15 protein-coding genes are annotated in these 17655 nt (G+C 43.9%); 8 read left to right on the forward strand and 7 right to left on the reverse strand.

Annotated elements, in window-relative coordinates:
* The first annotated feature begins 11 nt into the window (after positions 1-11).
* Together ACPD8L_RS02575 and ACPD8L_RS02580 are read left to right on the forward strand one after the other, a co-directional pair.
* Positions 12-1331, forward strand: a complete 1320-nt coding sequence (locus ACPD8L_RS02575; RefSeq protein ID WP_423941707.1) for a sigma-54-dependent transcriptional regulator — start codon at positions 12-14, stop codon at positions 1329-1331.
* Positions 1332-1542: 211 nt separating this feature from the next.
* Positions 1543-1902, forward strand: coding sequence for a hypothetical protein (locus ACPD8L_RS02580; protein ID WP_116218987.1), 360 nt, complete (start codon positions 1543-1545; stop codon positions 1900-1902).
* A 55-nt stretch (positions 1903-1957) separates the two neighbouring features.
* Here the strand turns inward: ACPD8L_RS02580 and ACPD8L_RS02585 are convergent, their stop codons facing one another.
* On the reverse strand, positions 1958-4615 hold the full coding sequence (locus ACPD8L_RS02585) for a hypothetical protein (RefSeq protein WP_423941709.1): 2658 nt from the start codon (positions 4613-4615) through the stop codon (positions 1958-1960).
* Between the two features lie 279 nt (positions 4616-4894).
* Positions 4895-6265 carry a tRNA uridine-5-carboxymethylaminomethyl(34) synthesis GTPase MnmE gene (mnmE, locus tag ACPD8L_RS02590; RefSeq protein WP_293300188.1) on the reverse strand — a complete coding sequence of 457 codons (1371 nt, stop codon included), beginning with the start codon at positions 6263-6265 and terminating at the stop codon, positions 4895-4897.
* Positions 6266-6352: 87 nt separating this feature from the next.
* On the opposite strand from mnmE, the gene ACPD8L_RS02595 reads away from it, so the two are divergent.
* On the forward strand, positions 6353-6712 hold the full coding sequence (locus tag ACPD8L_RS02595; RefSeq protein WP_116218968.1) for a DUF4870 domain-containing protein: 360 nt from the start codon (positions 6353-6355) through the stop codon (positions 6710-6712).
* A gap of 56 nt (positions 6713-6768) precedes the next feature.
* Here the strand turns inward: ACPD8L_RS02595 and dnaN are convergent, their stop codons facing one another.
* From dnaN to ACPD8L_RS02620, 5 genes are all read right to left on the reverse strand, one after another.
* The gene (gene dnaN / locus ACPD8L_RS02600) at positions 6769-7887 is read right to left on the reverse strand and encodes a DNA polymerase III subunit beta (protein WP_116218967.1); all 1119 of its coding nucleotides are present in this window, start codon (positions 7885-7887) and stop codon (positions 6769-6771) included.
* Positions 7888-8006: 119 nt separating this feature from the next.
* Positions 8007-9671 carry a gliding motility-associated ABC transporter substrate-binding protein GldG gene (gldG, locus tag ACPD8L_RS02605; protein ID WP_423942967.1) on the reverse strand — a complete coding sequence of 555 codons (1665 nt, stop codon included), beginning with the start codon at positions 9669-9671 and terminating at the stop codon, positions 8007-8009.
* On the reverse strand, positions 9671-10402 hold the full coding sequence (gene gldF, locus ACPD8L_RS02610) for a gliding motility-associated ABC transporter permease subunit GldF (RefSeq protein ID WP_423941711.1): 732 nt from the start codon (positions 10400-10402) through the stop codon (positions 9671-9673). Before gldF ends, gldG begins: the two co-directional genes overlap by 1 nt.
* Positions 10402-10704 carry a putative quinol monooxygenase gene (locus tag ACPD8L_RS02615; protein ID WP_129654439.1) on the reverse strand — a complete coding sequence of 101 codons (303 nt, stop codon included), beginning with the start codon at positions 10702-10704 and terminating at the stop codon, positions 10402-10404. Before ACPD8L_RS02615 ends, gldF begins: the two co-directional genes overlap by 1 nt.
* On the reverse strand, positions 10705-11535 hold the full coding sequence (locus tag ACPD8L_RS02620) for an SAM hydrolase/SAM-dependent halogenase family protein (protein WP_116218964.1): 831 nt from the start codon (positions 11533-11535) through the stop codon (positions 10705-10707). It lies immediately after the preceding gene.
* 121 nt (positions 11536-11656) lie between these two features.
* Here ACPD8L_RS02620 and ACPD8L_RS02625 point away from each other — a divergent pair, with 121 nt between their 5' ends.
* The 5 genes from ACPD8L_RS02625 to acs all read left to right on the forward strand — a co-directional run bounded on the left by ACPD8L_RS02625 (position 11657) and on the right by acs (position 17655).
* Complete coding sequence (locus tag ACPD8L_RS02625) at positions 11657-12616, forward strand: PhoH family protein (RefSeq protein WP_116218963.1); 960 nt, start codon at positions 11657-11659, stop codon at positions 12614-12616.
* Positions 12617-12624: 8 nt separating this feature from the next.
* Positions 12625-13584: a phosphoribosylaminoimidazolesuccinocarboxamide synthase gene (locus ACPD8L_RS02630; protein WP_423941713.1), complete on the forward strand. Its 960-nt coding sequence runs from the start codon at positions 12625-12627 to the stop codon at positions 13582-13584.
* Between the two features lie 72 nt (positions 13585-13656).
* Entirely contained in the window at positions 13657-13911 is a 255-nt protein-coding gene (locus ACPD8L_RS02635) for a DUF4212 domain-containing protein (RefSeq protein ID WP_116218961.1), read from the forward strand.
* Positions 13911-15686, forward strand: a complete 1776-nt coding sequence (locus ACPD8L_RS02640; RefSeq protein WP_116218960.1) for a sodium:solute symporter family protein — start codon at positions 13911-13913, stop codon at positions 15684-15686. The genes ACPD8L_RS02635 and ACPD8L_RS02640 overlap by 1 nt, the downstream gene beginning before the upstream one ends.
* Positions 15687-15747: 61 nt before the next feature.
* On the forward strand, positions 15748-17655 hold the full coding sequence (acs, locus tag ACPD8L_RS02645) for an acetate--CoA ligase (protein WP_116218959.1): 1908 nt from the start codon (positions 15748-15750) through the stop codon (positions 17653-17655).

Below are 17655 nucleotides of genomic sequence, written 5' to 3' on the forward strand. Positions count from 1 at the left end.
AAAAAATCAGGATGTTGAAGAAGGAAAATATACTGTTGGTAGATGATGATATACAGATTTTGGAGCTGCTGCAACGGCATTTAACATCCATGCACTACCATACCTATAGTGCTGTTTCGGTCAAGGAAGCACTGTACATATTAAAAGATACGGCAATTGATCTCTTGATCACCGACATCAACATGCCGGATATCAATGGCATTCAATTGATCAAATATATGGCAGAGCATTACCCGGATATTCCCAAACTGGTGGTTACCGGTTTTCCATCCATTGATGATGCCATGAGCGTTATAAAATCCGGGGCCACCGAATATATTACAAAGCCCTTTACCAAATCGGAATTGGCTGATGCCGTGCAAAAATCCTTGGAGTGTATCCAACAGCGAAAATCAAAAGGGAAGGAGCCTTCAAAGATGCAGCAAGGGTACGGGGAAATGATAGGCACTTCAGAGGCGTTTAAAGAGGTTGTGGAGATCATTGAGCGTGTAAAGGACAACCACGCCACTATTTTGGTCCAGGGTGAAAGCGGGACAGGAAAGGAGCTTGTGGCCCGTTCCATCCATTATTCGGGCAAGTTTGCAAGAGCGCCCTTTATAGCCGTCAACTGTGGGGCCATTCCCGAAAACCTTCTTGAAGCCGAACTTTTTGGATACACCAAAGGCGCATTTACCGGGGCCTTTGAAACCCGTAACGGTTTTTTTCAGGCGGCCAATAATGGCACCATTTTTTTGGATGAAATTGGTAATGCCTCTTTGGCCGTTCAAGGGAAGTTGCTAAGGGTTTTGCAGGAAAAGGAAGTTACCAAAGTAGGCTCACAAAAGTCTGAAAAACTTAATGTACGTGTCATTGCTGCCACCAACAGTAGTTTGACCGAGCTTATTGAAAAGAAACTTTTCAGGGAAGATCTGTATTATAGGCTTACGGTGGTCTCCATATCCGTTCCCCCTCTTAGGGAGAGGATTTCAGATATTCCTATGTTGGTGTCCAAGTTTCTTCAGAAGTATGGAGTGGAGTATAAGGACCGATTGGTGGGAATAGCCCCAGATGCTCTGGAAGTATTGGAGCGCTATTCATGGCCCGGAAATATCAGGGAGCTTGAAAATGTGATCCAAAGAGCTGTTATTATGAGTGATGGCCAAGTGACCGTAAAGCATTTACCGGAACAGGTGAAATTTCAAATAGATTTTCCGGAGCAGGCCTTAAAACCACTCAAACAGATAGAAAAGGAATATATAGAAAAGGTACTTACAGCTACTGGGAACAACAAGACAAAGGCGGCTGAAATTCTCCAAATTGACCGTAAGACCCTTCGGGAAAAATTAAAATAGAGGCGAGGAGAAATGTACCGTGTGGGTAAAAATTACCCACGACCTAATTATTGATTTTCAAAGGAATCATTCGTAATAATCTAATTTTCAATTCTTTATTGGTCGTCATGGTGATTGTGGCATTTTAGGCACGCGCTTTGCTTATGTCTGAAGACATTCCCATATGAACATGAAGCGGAGACGAAGTCATATGGTAACTCAATTAATTGCTATGAAAAAATACATTTTTACATTGATGTTTTCAGTATTTGCCCTCGGGCTTCAGGCCCAAAACTTGAATGAGGGTGAGATTGCCATTGGGGATATTCTTGAGGTTGGAAAACCGGAATCCACCCAGTACGAGCATATTGAATTTCCCAAGCCCAATTTTATCATTAAACGTGGTGGATTGGCCAACTACAAAAGGGTAGAGGGGAACAAGGTTGTGGTTACTTCCATTAAGGAGAAAAAGGATGGATCAGTACGGATAAAAATAAAAAAGACCGATGGCAGTCGTTTTTTTGGCAGTCATTGGCAAGTAGCGGCCAATATTAAGGAAGCATTGGAGTCTGGCGAGCTTAGAAGAATCTAGTTTATTGATTGATGTGTTGTGCCCGACCCTGTTTCTCATTTGTTTGCTTTAAAGGTTAGTTACTGGGGTCGGGCTTTTCATTGAATCCATTTTTTTCTTCCACCACATATTCTTTTGTTGCATAACCCAAGTGGCCATCTTCCGAAATGGCCTCCACAATGATTACGTACTCTCCCAATATATCCCCATTATAGAAACTACTGGACGTATTCTGTGTTTGGTCGATAAAAATATCGGGTTGCCAATGGATTACCGATCGTAGGTCTGGTTTGTCCTCTTGGGATGGAACGGGCCTGTCATATTTTGGAGCATAAAATTCTTTCACGGGTGAATATAGGGGTATCGAGGCCTTGAGGGTTCCCGGTTCTGGCCGGATAGGAGCCTGAACACCCACACCACCTTTGGTGGTTATGGAAATGATATGGCCCAAAGATGGTATTTCAAATAAGTCGGCCTGGGGAAATACAGTGAGGTACCGGGACTTGAAAAACTTGGCGTATTTTATGAGTTCCACGCGTTCCACTATCTCTGGGGACATGCTGGGGACATATTCGTAAAGATGGCTTTCCAGCAATTTTCCATCCACCATCAATAAAGTAGCTTCCCTGCTACCGCCCCTTACGTGGGCCAACATAAACCCGTCCGGGAATCGTTCTATGGCTATTTGATCACCATAGTTGAACAAAAGGATGCTATACAATCCATACGACCATTCTTTTTCTTTGTCCCGTATATCGTCACCGGGGATGATCACATCCGGATCTCCATATTTTTCATAAAGTTTTGCCCGCTCGGGTGTTAGGAAATGATCTGAAACCACCACTTCGTCCAATTGGGTAACACCATAAAGGGAGTCAAATACCATCTCGGTGCGAAGTCTTTCTTTTCCAGCCTCTACTACGGCTTTGACCACGGTGTCCGATTCACGGATAATGGGTTTCTGTCTGTAGGCAACCTTCAGCTGACTTATGGTGTCCAAACGTATATTGTGGTTGGATTTCTTTCCCTTGGGGTCCACAGAGCTCAATAAATACGGCATATCGGGACCGTAATCGTCATCCAATACAAAACCGAATCGACCTAAACTATCTGCCGCCGTAGTGTAAAACTTGGTTTCCCTTCCAAAAGTGGCCAGACTTACATTTATATTTGGCGATGTGTTTGATTTGTTTCGCAAAACTTGAACAGCCCCATTGATTTCCAAGCCTTTTTCTGGCCAATAAAAAGTATGGCCCTTCCGTTTTACGGGGTATAGGTAATTTCTACAACCTTGGGTGAGCAATAGTGCATCCAAAGCCTCGAAACGTTTAGGGGTTTGAGCCCTAAAATAATAATCCGGGTCTTCTATTTCACCTCGAATCTCCGAATCCAATAGGAGATAGGAACGGATGGTATTGATGGATTCTGGTTGAAAGTGTGCTTTGTTCAGGACAAGGACCGATAAGCTGGCTCTCTTGGATTGGGATGCTGGTCCAATAATATGCAGGTCCAATTGGGTCTTTTCCCTACGACTATATACGTTTTTATCTGTCTGGATTGAAATGTCCAAAGCTTCCTCATCTTTATGATTAAAGAAAAGTCGTTCGGCAATAGGTCGTTTTTCCTGATCCAGTAGGGTAAATACCAAAATCCCAGCTGGAAGTTCATCAGATGGCATGTCCTTCACCAGTTTTCCATTTTTTAACGGGCCTTCCAATAAAAAATAGTCTTTTCCCCTGCAGGCAACCTTGATATAAACTTGTCCTTTCAAGCTGTTGGAGGAAATACGGGTCCAGATTTTTTCCCCTACGCGGGATACGGATAGGATACTGCCTTCCGGGGATACTTTGGGCAATGGATAGATATGGGTGGTTGTTCCAGTGGAATCATTGGGTTCCGAAACTTTGGCATAATAGGTTCTGGCACTATCAGCCTGCATGGTAAAGGTTCCCATCCCTAGGTGATTGGTTGAAAAATCTATGATAGGTTGAGCTTTATCATCAAAAACAGTACCCTTTAGCGGGATTCCTTTGCTACCTATTCCAATGGCCTTGACACCTAATTTATTGAGGAAACCATGAACCAGTTGCCCGCTTTCGGGGAAAAACTGTAGATCAACGGGATTTTTCTTTAGGATGACAGTTTCCGATCGGTAAGAATCAGGGGTTTCTCCCACGGATAAAGTTACCCAATCCACATTTTTGGGAGTTTCATAGATTAAGGTATAAACCCCGTTTTTCTTCTTTAGTTCCAGGGTATCCTTTCCCACTGCATAATTGAGATATATGGGAATCTGCTTTTCGTCTGAGGATTTGATAGTGGAGGAGTTGATTTCTCCAGTCAATAGAAATTTGCCCGATTCCAGTTCAGTAGTGGTCAATGTATGTAAGATGCCGTTGTTGGGTGGGGATTCGGGTGCTACGATGTTGATATAATCCTCAAAAACGAAATCATTGCCAAAATTTCTGTTCCATTGGGTATAGGCGCGAATGAGGTAACGTCCCACAGGGTAATTTTTACCCAGTTCAAAGGAACCATTGCCCAAGCCAGAGGCAAGTTTGGTCAATTTGTGTTCAATGACCTTTCCATTCGGGCCAATTAAATCAACATACAATACTTGACTTGTTGTACTTGGTAAGTGGTTTTCAGAATCCACCACAATAGCTTTGAACCATATTCCCTGGTCCGTGGCATAGACACTAGAACCGAGTTGGATATAAATCTTTTCGGCCATAGAGACATTCAGTCGCTCATTGGTCTGAGAAATGGAAAGCAACGGGAATAAAAGAAGAATTATGAACGATCCATATAAGAATGAGGTCCAAAAGGTTCGGACTGTCTTTTTAAGTTCACGTATTCTCTTTTTAGGCAAGATGCAAGCGATTTAAATTGTTGAAATTTGGATGCTTACACTAAAATAGGGATTTGTTTATGATTTTGGGCATGGTCAAACTTACGATGCTTGTATGGAGTCGAATCTCTAATCTAATCTGAATTTAGAGGCGTATGGGAGTTATTTCCCGATGCAGAAATTGGAGAATATATTGCCCAGCAAATCGTCGGTGGTGACACTTCCGGTAATTTCGCCAAGATGAAAGAGTGCTTGCCTGATGTCTATGGCCACAAGATCACTTGCTAAACCAACATCCATGCCCTCTTTTACCTTTTGTATCTCCTCCAATGCTTTCAATAGGGCATCATAGTGTCTGCTGTTGGAAATGATGGTACTGTCCCCACTCAACGCCCCAGAGTCCACAAGACTTAGAAGTTTGTTTTGAAGTTCCTCCATACCGGATTGATGCTTGGCCGAAAGGAATAATAGGTTGGGGATTTCCTTTTTGAGTTGTTCTTTTTGTTCGTCATTCAGAAGGTCTACCTTGTTGCAAATGACCAAAAGTTGCTTGTTGGGATATTTTTTTTTGATTTTTTCCAGTTCAGAACGGTCAAAATCAATGCGATCAAACAGGAAAATGATCAAACGCGCTTTTTCAATCTTGTCAAAAGTACGCTCAATACCAATTTTTTCCACAACATCCTCGGTTTCCCGTATCCCTGCGGTATCTATAAACCTAAAGTTGATTCCATTAAGGCTGATATGGTCCTCCACGGTATCCCTGGTAGTACCCGCAATGTCACTTACAATGGCCCTTTCTTCATTCAATAGGGCATTGAGAAGGGTAGATTTGCCCACATTGGGCTGACCCACAATGGCTACGGGTATACCATGTTTGATGACGTTGCCCAAAGCAAAGGAATCAATTAATTTTTTGAGCACTTCACTGATTCGGTTCAAGAGGGCATTGAACTGGGTACGGTCGGCAAATTCCACATCCTCTTGTGAAAAATCGAGTTCCAACTCTATCAGGGAGGCAAAGTTGAGGAGCTCTTCCCTAAGTTTTTGGATTTCGTTGCTAAAGCCGCCCCGCATTTGTTGCATGGCAATATCATGTGCCGCTTCACTATCACTGGCAATAAGATCGGCCACGGCTTCCGCTTGGCTCAGATCCATTTTTCCGTTCAAAAAGGCTCTGAGGGTAAACTCCCCGGCAGAAGCAGTTCTACACCCTTTCTGTAGTATCAATTGTATAATCTGCTGTTGAATGTACGGAGAGCCATGACAAGAGATTTCCACTACATTCTCACCCGTATACGAGTGCGGTCCCTTAAAAATGGATACCAAAGCTTCGTCCAAGATCTTATCCTGATCCACAATATGCCCCAAATGAATGGTATGGGTTTTCTGGCGAGACAATTTTTTCCCTTTTACCGATTGAAAAACAGAATCGGCCATGGAAATGGCGTCCGGACCCGAGATGCGAATCACGGCAATGGCCCCAGTTCCTGATGGGGTTGCAAGGGCAACGATGTTATCATTGTACAACATGGGGTCAAAAGTACAAATTAACCATGGGTTGTAACATTTTCCATAAAAAGGACACTAATAAAGTACATCATCAAAAATCAATCAGAAATGGAAATCATCAATCAAAACGTTATTAGGAAGGACAATACCTTATTGGCCTTCACACACTTATCACAGCTATTACATTATGTTACTGGATTTGGAGGATTCATTGTACCCCTTGCTCTTTGGTTGGCTACAAGAAGAACGGTTGAAGGAATGGACGAGCACGGCAAGGCCATTATTAATCTACAGTTGAGTTTGTTACTGTACTTGATCATAAGCATTCCTGCTATTTTAGTCTTTGGATTGGGATTGTTGGGACTTATGGGAGTTGGAATCTTAGGGTTTGTCCTGCCTATTGTAAACGCGGTAAAAGCGGCCAACGGCGAATCGCCCATTTATTTTCTCACCATACGTTTCCTATAAAAAAAAGAAAAAGCGGGAACCTTGGTTCCCGCTTTTCATATATTTAGGTTGTGTACTTAGTTATTCAACATCACGGGCATTACCAGCATGGTCACGTGCTCTCCTTCATCCAACCCGTCAATAGGGGTAAGGATACCGGCCCTGTTGGGCAAGCTCATTTCCAATGAAACATCATCTGAAGAAAGATTGTTGAGCATTTCCACCAAAAAACGGGAGTTGAACCCAATCTGCATATCATCCCCTTGGTAGGAGCAGGACAGACGTTCCTCGGCCTTATTGCTGTAATCCACATCCTCGGCAGATATGTTCAGCTCGGCTCCAGCAACCTTCAATCGGATTTGGTGCGTGGTCTTATTCGAAAAAATGGAAACCCTACGGACCGAGCTCAGGAACTGATTTCTGGAAATGGTCAATTTGTTCGGGTTTTCCTTCGGAATAACCGCCTCATAATTCGGGTACTTTCCATCAATCAACCTACAGATCAATACCGAATTGTCAAAAATGAATTTGGCATTGCTGTCATTGTACTCGATAGTTACCTCAGATTCCGAACCGGCCAAAATCCCCTTCAATAGATTCAAAGGTTTTTTGGGCATGATAAATTCGGCCACTTCCGAAGCGGTCACATCTTGCCGTTGGTATTTTACCAACTTATGGGCATCTGTGGCCACAAAGGTGAGATTCTCCGGGGAGAACTGGAAAAACACCCCGCTCATTACTGGGCGTAGGTCGTCATTGCCCGCGGCAAAAATGGTCTTGTTAATGGCCGTCGCCAAAATATCGCCCAACAGAGTGGTAGAACTTGGATTGGAAACCTCAACGGCTTTTGGAAATTCAGCACCATCGGCATATGCCAAGGCATATTTACCATGGTTGGAGCTGATTTCCACGGTATTGTTATCTTCAACAACAAAGGTCAAAGGCTGTTCTGGAAACGTTTTCAAGGTGTCCAACAACAACCGGGCAGGAACCGCAATGGTACCTTCGGCGTCGGAATCCACTTCGAGTACGGAACTCATGGTGGTTTCCAAGTCGGACGCGGAGACCGTAAGTTGATTTTGTTTTAGATCAAATAGGAAATTGTCCAGGATGGGTAGGGTGTTGCTATTGTTGATAACTCCTCCCAAAACCTGCAATTGTTTCAATAAATATGTACTGGATACAATAAACTTCATCAAAGAAATTCTTTAGCTATGTTGTCCGTTGGATGTTTCATCCAAGTAAACGGGCCGTGTAATCGACAAAAGCAAATATATCTTAAAACGATTAAGCAGAGAAACAAATTTATTAACAGCTACACAGTGAATTTTCGCTTTCTCACATAGTTGAAGAAAATACCAAAAACCAATGTCAATACAACTGGTATACCGATGTTTATTAGCTGCCAACGTGTTTTCTGTTCCACAATTTTTTCAACATCCAAGAGCGGGATGGACACTTTTCTGTTCCTAATGTTTATAAGTCCGGTATTGTCCAAAAGGTAATTGGTGCAGTTCACCAAGAATTCCTTGTTGCCATAGAAACTATTGGTCCATTTGTCATACCCAAGTTCCAAGGGTCTGCCGTTGCGCAATTGGTTTTTGATGACATCCCCATCGGAGATCACGATCATTTTGTTTTCTGGACCTTGTTCCTCGGTATTTTGAAGTTCCAAGGGTTTTACCCGGTTCTTGTACATGGAAACAAAATCTCCCTCGATCAAAACGGCCAAGGGTAGGTCACCATTGGTATAGGACTCCCTATCCGGGGGATTGTTCAAAATATCCAAACTGATCTGTCGGGGAGCACCGTCAGTTTTTGACAGAGGGGAGCTCTGGAGCAAAACGGTCTTTTGGTAATCATTGTCCAATACCTCCATGGGACTGGTAAACTGGTACCGAACCGCTTCTATATTGGTGTTGATGGGGTGATCGTTCCTTGAAAACACCATGGGGTTGTAATACCAAGGAAGGGGATTGTATTGGGAATCGTTTCCTTCCCCAGTGGCCAAAACAATTTGGGTGAAGTACATATCATTGACGAGAACCGGGTTGATCCGCACCCCGTACTGAAAGAAAAAATCCTTGAGATTAAGGTCGCGGGGTAGGGCAAATGCACTTCCTCCACCACTATAGATACTGTCCATTTCCATGGCTACTTGATCCATCAACCAAATGGATTTGCCACCCTGAACCACATATTGATCTAAAACATACTTTTCTTGATCCGTAAAGGCTTCCGTGGGTTTGGCCACCAAAGCCAAATCAAAGCTTTTGAGTTGATCCAGCACCTTTTGCGGACTTGTCGCCACGGAATCCAAGGTGATGGCGCCAATGTTGTAATAATCGCGAATGGTGGTCAGGTAATCGGCCAGATACATATCATCGAGCTCTCCATTTCCCTTGATGACTGCAATACTTTTTTTCTCCGTGATGCTCAACTTGGTAAAGGCATCGGCAAAGGCGTATTCCAATTGCTGCACCGAATTGTTGATGCGGTCTTCGGCCGTGGAGCCGAGTTTATTCTTTAAGAGAGGGACTTTGACTGTATTGTCCCTATAGTTGACCATGGCCCATGGGAATACCAATTCCTGGGAAACCTTTCCGTTCTCCTCAACTGTTACATTGGCGGGTTGAAGCCCCAAACCTTGAAGCTCTGCAATGGTTTGTTGGGCCTGACTCTCATCTTCCAGAGGATCTACCAAATTATATTTGATGTTGCTGTTTTTTGAGGCGAATGACTCCAATAGCTGAATGGTCTCGGTCTTGAGTTTGGAAAATTCAGGAGGGATGTTTCCATCCAACAATACATCCACAATGACAGGAGAATCAAACTTTTGGACCACCTCCACGGCAGGTTGGGACAAGGTGTAGCGTTGGTCTTCGGTCAAGTCCAATCGGGTGTACACAAAACCAGCAATAAGGTTCAGTACAATGACAACAACAATGGCCTTGAGCAAGGAAACAAAAAATTTTGGCATCATCTAGGCAATTGTTTTAGGCGTTGATGGGTGAGGTACAGAAAAAAGAGGGTCAGGGAGATAAAATATATCAAATCCCTAGTGTCCATGACTCCTCTGGCGATACTGTCAAAATGCGATTTGGCTCCCAGACCCTGTATCCATTGTTGGGTTTCCCCATTGGAAAACAGAGAGGATAGGGCATCGAATCCATTAAAAATCATGAAACAAATCAGGATACCCACCAAAAAGGCAATGATCTGGTTATCCGAAAGGGTAGAGGCAAAGATTCCGATAGCGGCATAGGCCGCTATGAGGAACAACAATCCAAAATAGGAGCCGATAACCACTCCCAAATCAAAATTACCCTCAATGACCCCCAAGCTGGAAATGGCAAAAACATAGATGATGGTTGGAACAACGGCAATGACACATAACAGAAATGCACCCCAAAATTTGCCCAAGACCAATTTCCAAACCGAAATGGGTTTGATCAGCAACAATTCCAAAGTACCCATTTTACGTTCTTCAGAAAAGCTCTTCATGGTGATGGCAGGAACCAAAAAGACAAAGATCCACGGGGCCAACAAAAAGAAGTTGCCCAAATCGGCAAAGCCATAATCAAAAATATTGTATTCCCCTTTGAACACCCAAAGAAAAAGTCCATTGAGCAGTAAAAAAGAACCTACGATCAAATACCCAATGGGTGAAGTAAAAAAAGACTGGACCTCTCTCTTAAAAATTGCAAACATTATTCTGGAGTTGAGGAATTTACCTTGGCTACGCTCCAAGCTTCCGGTTTATCGGCAAATAGGGTTTTGGTATGTCCCCAAACCGCTCTAAAAAAATCTGATGTCCTATAGTTTTCCAAATCTGATTCCTTTTCCCAGAAACTGTACGTAAAAAACACGCTTGGATTCTTGAGGTCTTGGTAAAGGTCCACCTTGGAGCACCCTTCAAAAGCCAAAATCCCGTTTTTCGATTCGTCAAAAATCCGTTCAAAACTAGGAATATTTTCGGGTTTAAAGGTGAGTTTTACGATGCGTATCAGCATTTATGAAAAATTTATGGTTACAATGTCCCTGTAATTCAATCCCAATAAGGTAGATGCCCCTCCTACAGAATTTAGGTCACTTTTATAAATGGCAAGCTCAATATATCCGGCAGAGTTGAACAAGGCTAGGGCATCGCCAGGGCCTTTTCGCTGACTCCTGTCCAAATCAAAGTTGATGATACCGTTATAACTCTTTTGGATTTCCTTGATCTTAGTGGTACGGGCGGTCAGTTCATAGTCCCGTCCATTGCGATAAGCTTCAAACAAGCTTCGCTGTATGTTGGTGACCACATTGCCGTAATTGTCAATATAAATGACATTTCCAGAAATGGTCCTTCCATCATTGGAGACGCGGGGTTCAAATTCCTTGAGTTCCTTGAGTGCATCAAAAGGTTTTCCAATGACTTCCAATTTACCGCCCCGGGCAATGTGGCAGGCCACTTGTACAAAGACATTCAATACGGGAAAAGAACCGGATTGGGTATTGGGCAGTTGAATCTCCACTACCTTTTCGGGCGTTATCTCAGATGTGATCAATGAAATGACCCCATTATTGGCACTTACAAAATAATGTCCATCCACTTGCACCACAATATGCTGGTTTTCAGGTGATAATTCGGAATCCACCCCAACAATATGCACGGTACCCTCAGGAAAGGAACGGTAGGCATTTTTAAGGATATAGGCACACTCTTGGATGTTGAATGGGCTTATGGCATGGGAAATATCAACAATGTTCACCTCGGGCAGACTACCCAGAATGGTCCCTTTTACAGCACCTACAAAGTGGTCTTTATAGCCAAAATCTGTAGTTAAGGTTATGATTGCCATGCAATACTGTTGATATGTTTTTCCACGCTCGAATTGATTTTTGGTTAAGTTTGTGGAGTAAAATTACATTAAAAAAGAAAGAATCCAATTCTTCAAAAAATAACTCTAAACACCCCGTTTTTTGAACGAACTTATAATTGAACTCACGGATATAAGCCCCCAAGACTTCTTCGGGCAACAGAACGAGAATATTGAACTGCTGAAAAAATATTTCCCAAAGCTGAAAATCGTTGCCCGCGGCAATAAGATAAAAGTGTATGGGGATGAAGAACTCTTGGAAGAGTTCGATAAGCGATTTGATATGCTCACGAGCCATTTTGCCAAGTACAACAAGCTTGATGAGAACATGATCGAGCGCGTACTCACCAGTGATGGAAATGAGGACCATGTGGCATCCAAAAGCAGCGGGGACGTCTTGGTCCACGGTGTAAGTGGCAGATTGATCAAGGCCCAGACCGTAAACCAGCGTAGAATGGTGGATGCTTGCAAAGTGGACGATATGGTCTTTGCCATTGGCCCGGCCGGTACAGGAAAGACCTACACAGGAGTGGCCTTGGCCGTAAAAGCTTTGAAGGAAAAACAGGTGCGGCGAATCATTCTTACCCGTCCTGCTGTGGAAGCAGGGGAGAACCTTGGTTTTCTGCCTGGCGACCTAAAGGAAAAACTGGATCCGTATATGCAACCTTTGTACGATGCCCTCCGGGATATGATTCCCGCTGAAAAATTGGCAAAGTACATTGAAGACGGAACCATTCAGATTGCACCAATGGCCTTCATGCGGGGACGCACCTTGGACAATGCCTTTGTGATCTTGGATGAGGCACAGAATACCACCCATGCCCAAATGAAGATGTTCCTAACCCGTATGGGAAAGAACGCCAAGTTTCTGCTAACGGGGGACCCTGGGCAAATAGATTTGCCCCGACGGGTCATTTCGGGCTTAAAGGAAGCTTTGCTTATTCTTAAGAATGTGGACGGCATCAGTATCATTTATTTGGATGACAAGGATGTCATTCGCCATAAACTGGTCAAAAAGGTTATCGACGCCTACAAGAACATAGAACACCAAAACCAATTCTAAACAAGATTATGGGGCAAAATACAGTAATGGCCACGGATTTTCATTTTCCGGGCCAAAAATCGGTATACAAAGGAAAAGTAAGGGAAGTATATACGCTGGAGAACGATATCTTGGTCATGGTGGCCACGGACCGACTTTCAGCTTTTGATGTGGTCATGCCCAAGGGGATTCCTTACAAAGGGCAGATTCTGAACCAGATCGCCACCCAAATGATGCAGGCCACCGAAGATATTGTCCCTAATTGGTTAATGGCTACACCGGACCCCAACGTGGCAGTAGGAAAGGCTTGTGAGCCTTTTAAGGTGGAAATGGTGATACGGGGATATCTTTCGGGTCACGCAGCAAGGGAGTATAAAGCAGGAAAGCGTTTGCTATGTGGGGTGCCTATGCCCGAAGGGATGAAAGAAAACGATAGGTTCCCCGAATCCATCATCACCCCGGCGACCAAAGCGGACAAGGGAGATCATGATGAAGACATTTCCAGGGAAGCGATTTTGGAGCGTGGCATTGTTTCCAAGGAAGACTATGAGGTCTTAGAAAAATATACTAGGGCCCTGTTTCAGAGAGGAACAGAAATTGCCGCCGAGCGCGGATTGATCTTGGTGGATACCAAGTATGAATTTGGCAAGACCAAGGACGGGCAAATTGTACTCATCGATGAGATCCATACACCCGATTCCTCCCGCTATTTTTATGCGGATGGGTATGCAGAGCGACAGGCAAAAGGCGAATCCCAGAAACAGTTGTCAAAAGAATTTGTGCGTCAGTGGTTGATTGCAAATAATTTTCAGGGCTTGGAAGGTCAGGTTGTGCCCGAAATGAGCGATGCCTACATCGAATCGGTTTCCGAAAGGTATATTGAACTGTATGAGAGTATTACAGGGAAAGATTTCGAAAAAGCAGATGTTTCAAACATTGATGAACGCATCAAACTCAACGTTTCGGAGTATTTAAACAAACTTTCTTGAAAATGTTATCCCTTATAATTTTGAGTGCTGTTTTCTGAAGATTTCATATATTTCAGGCATTAAAATTATAAAATGGACATTAAGCAGAGAGAAAAGTATTGGAAAGAAAATTTAAAGTACCTGGGCATTCTTCTTGCCATTTGGTTTTTGGTTTCCTTTGGGTTTGGGATCCTTCTTGTGGATCAACTGAATGCCTTTAAATTGGGAGGTGTTAAATTGGGCTTTTGGTTTGCCCAACAGGGATCGATTTATGTTTTCGTGATCTTGATCTTTGTGTATGTCCGACTCATGAACAAATTGGATAAAAAATATAAGCTGGACGCATAATGGATATACAAACTTGGACGTTTATTATCGTCGGGCTCACTTTCGCTTTATATATTGGAATTGCTATTTGGTCCAGAGCGGGATCTACCAAAGAATTTTACGTTGCAGGAGGAGGAGTATCTCCCTTGGCCAATGGTTTGGCCACAGGCGCGGACTGGATGTCCGCGGCATCTTTCTTGGGAATGGCAGGAATTATTGCTTTTGCAGGATATGATGGTTCCGTATATCTTATGGGATGGACCGGGGGATATGTGCTTTTGGCATTGCTATTGGCCCCATATCTGCGAAAATTTGGAAAATTCACGGTCCCTGATTTTATCGGAGACCGTTATTACAGTAATGTAGCCCGTACCGTGGCCGTTGTTGCTGCATTGTTTGTATCGTTCACCTATGTGGCCGGGCAAATGCGTGGAGTGGGTGTGGTCTTTTCCCGTTTCTTGGATGTAGAGGTGAATACTGGGGTGTACATAGGTATGGCTGTGGTATTTTTCTATGCGTTCTTGGGAGGAATGAAAGGAATTACCTATACACAGGTAGCACAATATTGTGTACTGATCTTTGCATTTATGGTCCCCGCCATATTCATCTCCCTTATGGTTACTGGAAATCCAGTTCCGCAACTGGGATTCGCTTCGTCAGGTGAAGACGGGGTGTATTTGTTGGATAAGTTGGATGGGTTGATGACAGAATTGGGCTTTACGGCCTATACGGATGGTACCAAATCCATGACCGATATGCTGTTTATCACTGCGGCACTGATGATGGGTACTGCAGGATTACCTCACGTAATCATTCGCTTTTTTACAGTGCCCAAGGTTAGTGATGCCCGTAAGTCGGCCGGTTATGCGTTGTTGTTTATCGCTATTTTGTATACCACAGCTCCGGCCATTGCCGTATTTGCACGTACCAACCTTATCGAAACCGTTGAGGATACCCCTTATGAGGAAATTCCAGCTTGGTTTACCAAATGGGAAAATACAGGCCTCATTGCATGGACCGATAAAAATGGGGATGGAAAGATCCAATACCGCCCAGGTGATGCCGTTGAAGGCAGACAGCCCGAGTTTATAGAAAGCAGGGGCACACAAGGTCAACGAATGATTTCCAATGCCAGCTCTTCAGCCAATGAGTTGTATGTGGATCGTGATATCACTGTTTTGGCAAACCCTGAAATTGCAGGATTGCCCAACTGGATCATTGCTTTGGTTGCCGCAGGTGGATTGGCCGCAGCACTATCTACCGCTGCAGGGTTACTTTTGGTAATTTCCACATCCATTTCCCACGATTTGATCAAAAAGCAGATCGCTCCGGACATTTCGGATAAAAAAGAACTATGGGTTGCCCGTTTCTCAGCACTTTTGGCTGTAGTGGTAGCCGGATATTTTGGTATTCACCCTCCGGGCTTTGTGGCCTCAGTGACTGCCTTGGCCTTTGGTTTGGCCGCATCTTCATTCTTCCCGGCCATTATCATGGGAATCTTTAGCAAGCGGATGAACAGGGAAGGAGCCATCACTGGTATGGTCGCCGGACTTGGTATCACATGCTATTACATTGCCCGTTTTAAACTCGGTTGGATTGGAAACCCGGAAACCAGTACCCAAGAGCACTGGTGGTGGGGTATTTCACCTGAAGGTTTCGGAACCATGGGTATGTTGGTCAATTTTGCTGTGTCTATTTTAGTTTCAAGATTTACACCAGCTCCTCCGGAAGAAGTACAGGGTATTGTGGAAAACATACGTATACCTAGTGGGGCCGGAGAAGCAATTGAGCATTAATTCTGGTGAAAGTCCCTCTCTTTTTTTAATTTTAAGGCACATAAAAATTTACTATACCTAAATGAGCAATTACCATATTAAGCATCTGGAAGAATATTTTCAGGTGTATCGCAAATCTGTTAGAAACCCTGAGGATTTTTGGGAAGAAGTGGCGGAAGAACATTTTTTTTGGAGAAAAAGATGGAACTCTGTTTTGGAATGGGATTTTACAAAACCTGAAATAAAATGGTTTGATGGAGCACAGCTCAATATTACCGAAAACTGCATAGACCGCCATTTGCGTAGTCGTGGCGATAAAACGGCCATTCTTTTTGAACCCAATGACCCCAATGAGGAGGCGGAGCATATTACCTATCGTGAGTTGCACGAAAGGGTTTGCAAATTTGCCAATGTACTCAAGGATCAAGGAATCAAGAAAGGGGACCGGGTTGTCATTTATTTGCCCATGATTCCTGAATTGGCCATCTCATTGTTGGCCTGTGCACGTATCGGCGCGATCCATTCCGTGGTGTTTGCAGGATTTTCTTCAACGGCCTTGGCCACACGTATCAACGATTGTGGAGCCAAAATGGTACTGACGTCGGATGGATCGTACAGAGGTACCAAGACCATCGACCTAAAAGGTATTGTGGACGAAGCTTTGCAGCATTGTCCCAATGTGGACACTGTATTGGTGGCCAAACGTACCGGAGAAGAAATCCCGATGCAAGAAGGTCGTGACAAATGGTTACAACCTCTTTTGGAGAAGGCATATTCCGATTGTGTTCCAGAAATCATGGATGCCGAAGACCCGCTCTTCATTCTGTATACTTCGGGTTCTACAGGTAGGCCCAAAGGGATGATGCATACCACCGCTGGATATATGGTCTATACGGCCTATACATTTAAAAATGTCTTCCAATATAAAGAAGAGGATGTGTACTGGTGTACGGCGGATATCGGCTGGATTACCGGACACTCTTATATCGTATATGGACCTCTGGCCAATGGAGCTACCACCGTAATGTTCGAAGGCGTGCCTTCTTACCCTGATTATGGTAGGTTCTGGGAAGTGGTCGAAAAGCATAAAGTAACCCAATTCTATACGGCACCAACGGCAATTAGGGCCTTGGCCAAGGAGAATTTGGATTTTGTTACCAAGCATGACCTTTCCAGCCTTAAAGTTTTGGGAACTGTGGGGGAACCTATCAATGAAGAAGCTTGGCACTGGTACAACGATCACGTTGGAGAGAAGAATTGTCCCATTGTGGATACATGGTGGCAAACAGAAACCGGGGGAATCCTGATTTCTCCGATACCATTTTCAACCCCTACAAAGCCCACATATGCCACGCTGCCCATGCCAGGTGTTCAACCTGCTCTGGTGGATGAGAATGGCAATGAGATGAAAGGGAACCAAGTGGAAGGTCGATTGTGTATCAAATTTCCGTGGCCTTCCATAGCACGGACCATTTGGGGAGATCACCAACGCTATAAAGACACCTATTTCTCCGCTTTTGAAGGGAAATATTTTACGGGTGATGGTGCCCTTCGCGATGAAGTGGGCTATTACCGAATCACTGGTAGGGTAGATGATGTGATCATTGTTTCCGGACACAATCTGGGTACGGCACCCATAGAGGATTCCATCAATGAACACCCAGCGGTGGCGGAATCGGCTATTGTTGGTTTCCCACATGATATCAAGGGGAATGCATTGTATGGCTATATCATTTTAAAAGAAACAGGGGAAACCAGAAATAGGGAAAACCTTGCTAAAGAGATCAACCAATTGATTACCGAACATATTGGGCCAATTGCCAAACTGGACAAGATTCAGTTTGTGCCCGGTTTGCCCAAGACCCGTAGCGGTAAGATCATGAGAAGAATCCTTAGAAAAATTGCCTCAAAGGATACTAGTAATCTGGGGGATACTTCAACGTTGTTGAACCCAGAAGTGGTTGAGGTAATCATGAAGGAAAGTCTATAA

The sequence above is a fragment of the Flagellimonas algicida genome (genome assembly GCF_049629585.1).
Taxonomy (GTDB): Bacteria; Bacteroidota; Bacteroidia; order Flavobacteriales; family Flavobacteriaceae; genus Flagellimonas.

What these genes read in the sequence shown, in the direction of transcription:
- gldF (WP_423941711.1), bottom strand. Translation starts at nt 10,402, where the DNA reads ATGTTTGCAATTTTTAAGAGAGAGGTCCAGTCTTTTTTTACTTCACCC.
- ACPD8L_RS02615 (WP_129654439.1), bottom strand. Translation starts at nt 10,704, where the DNA reads ATGCTGATACGCATCGTAAAACTCACCTTTAAACCCGAAAATATTCCT.
- ACPD8L_RS02620 (WP_116218964.1), bottom strand. Translation starts at nt 11,535, where the DNA reads ATGGCAATCATAACCTTAACTACAGATTTTGGCTATAAAGACCACTTT.
- ACPD8L_RS02575 (WP_423941707.1), top strand. Translation starts at nt 12, where the DNA reads ATGTTGAAGAAGGAAAATATACTGTTGGTAGATGATGATATACAGATT.
- mnmE (WP_293300188.1), bottom strand. Translation starts at nt 6,265, where the DNA reads ATGTTGTACAATGATAACATCGTTGCCCTTGCAACCCCATCAGGAACT.
- ACPD8L_RS02630 (WP_423941713.1), top strand. Translation starts at nt 12,625, where the DNA reads ATGGGGCAAAATACAGTAATGGCCACGGATTTTCATTTTCCGGGCCAA.
- gldG (WP_423942967.1), bottom strand. Translation starts at nt 9,671, where the DNA reads ATGCCAAAATTTTTTGTTTCCTTGCTCAAGGCCATTGTTGTTGTCATT.
- ACPD8L_RS02595 (WP_116218968.1), top strand. Translation starts at nt 6,353, where the DNA reads ATGGAAATCATCAATCAAAACGTTATTAGGAAGGACAATACCTTATTG.
- ACPD8L_RS02580 (WP_116218987.1), top strand. Translation starts at nt 1,543, where the DNA reads ATGAAAAAATACATTTTTACATTGATGTTTTCAGTATTTGCCCTCGGG.
- ACPD8L_RS02635 (WP_116218961.1), top strand. Translation starts at nt 13,657, where the DNA reads ATGGACATTAAGCAGAGAGAAAAGTATTGGAAAGAAAATTTAAAGTAC.
- dnaN (WP_116218967.1), bottom strand. Translation starts at nt 7,887, where the DNA reads ATGAAGTTTATTGTATCCAGTACATATTTATTGAAACAATTGCAGGTT.
- acs (WP_116218959.1), top strand. Translation starts at nt 15,748, where the DNA reads ATGAGCAATTACCATATTAAGCATCTGGAAGAATATTTTCAGGTGTAT.
- ACPD8L_RS02640 (WP_116218960.1), top strand. Translation starts at nt 13,911, where the DNA reads ATGGATATACAAACTTGGACGTTTATTATCGTCGGGCTCACTTTCGCT.
- ACPD8L_RS02585 (WP_423941709.1), bottom strand. Translation starts at nt 4,615, where the DNA reads ATGGCCGAAAAGATTTATATCCAACTCGGTTCTAGTGTCTATGCCACG.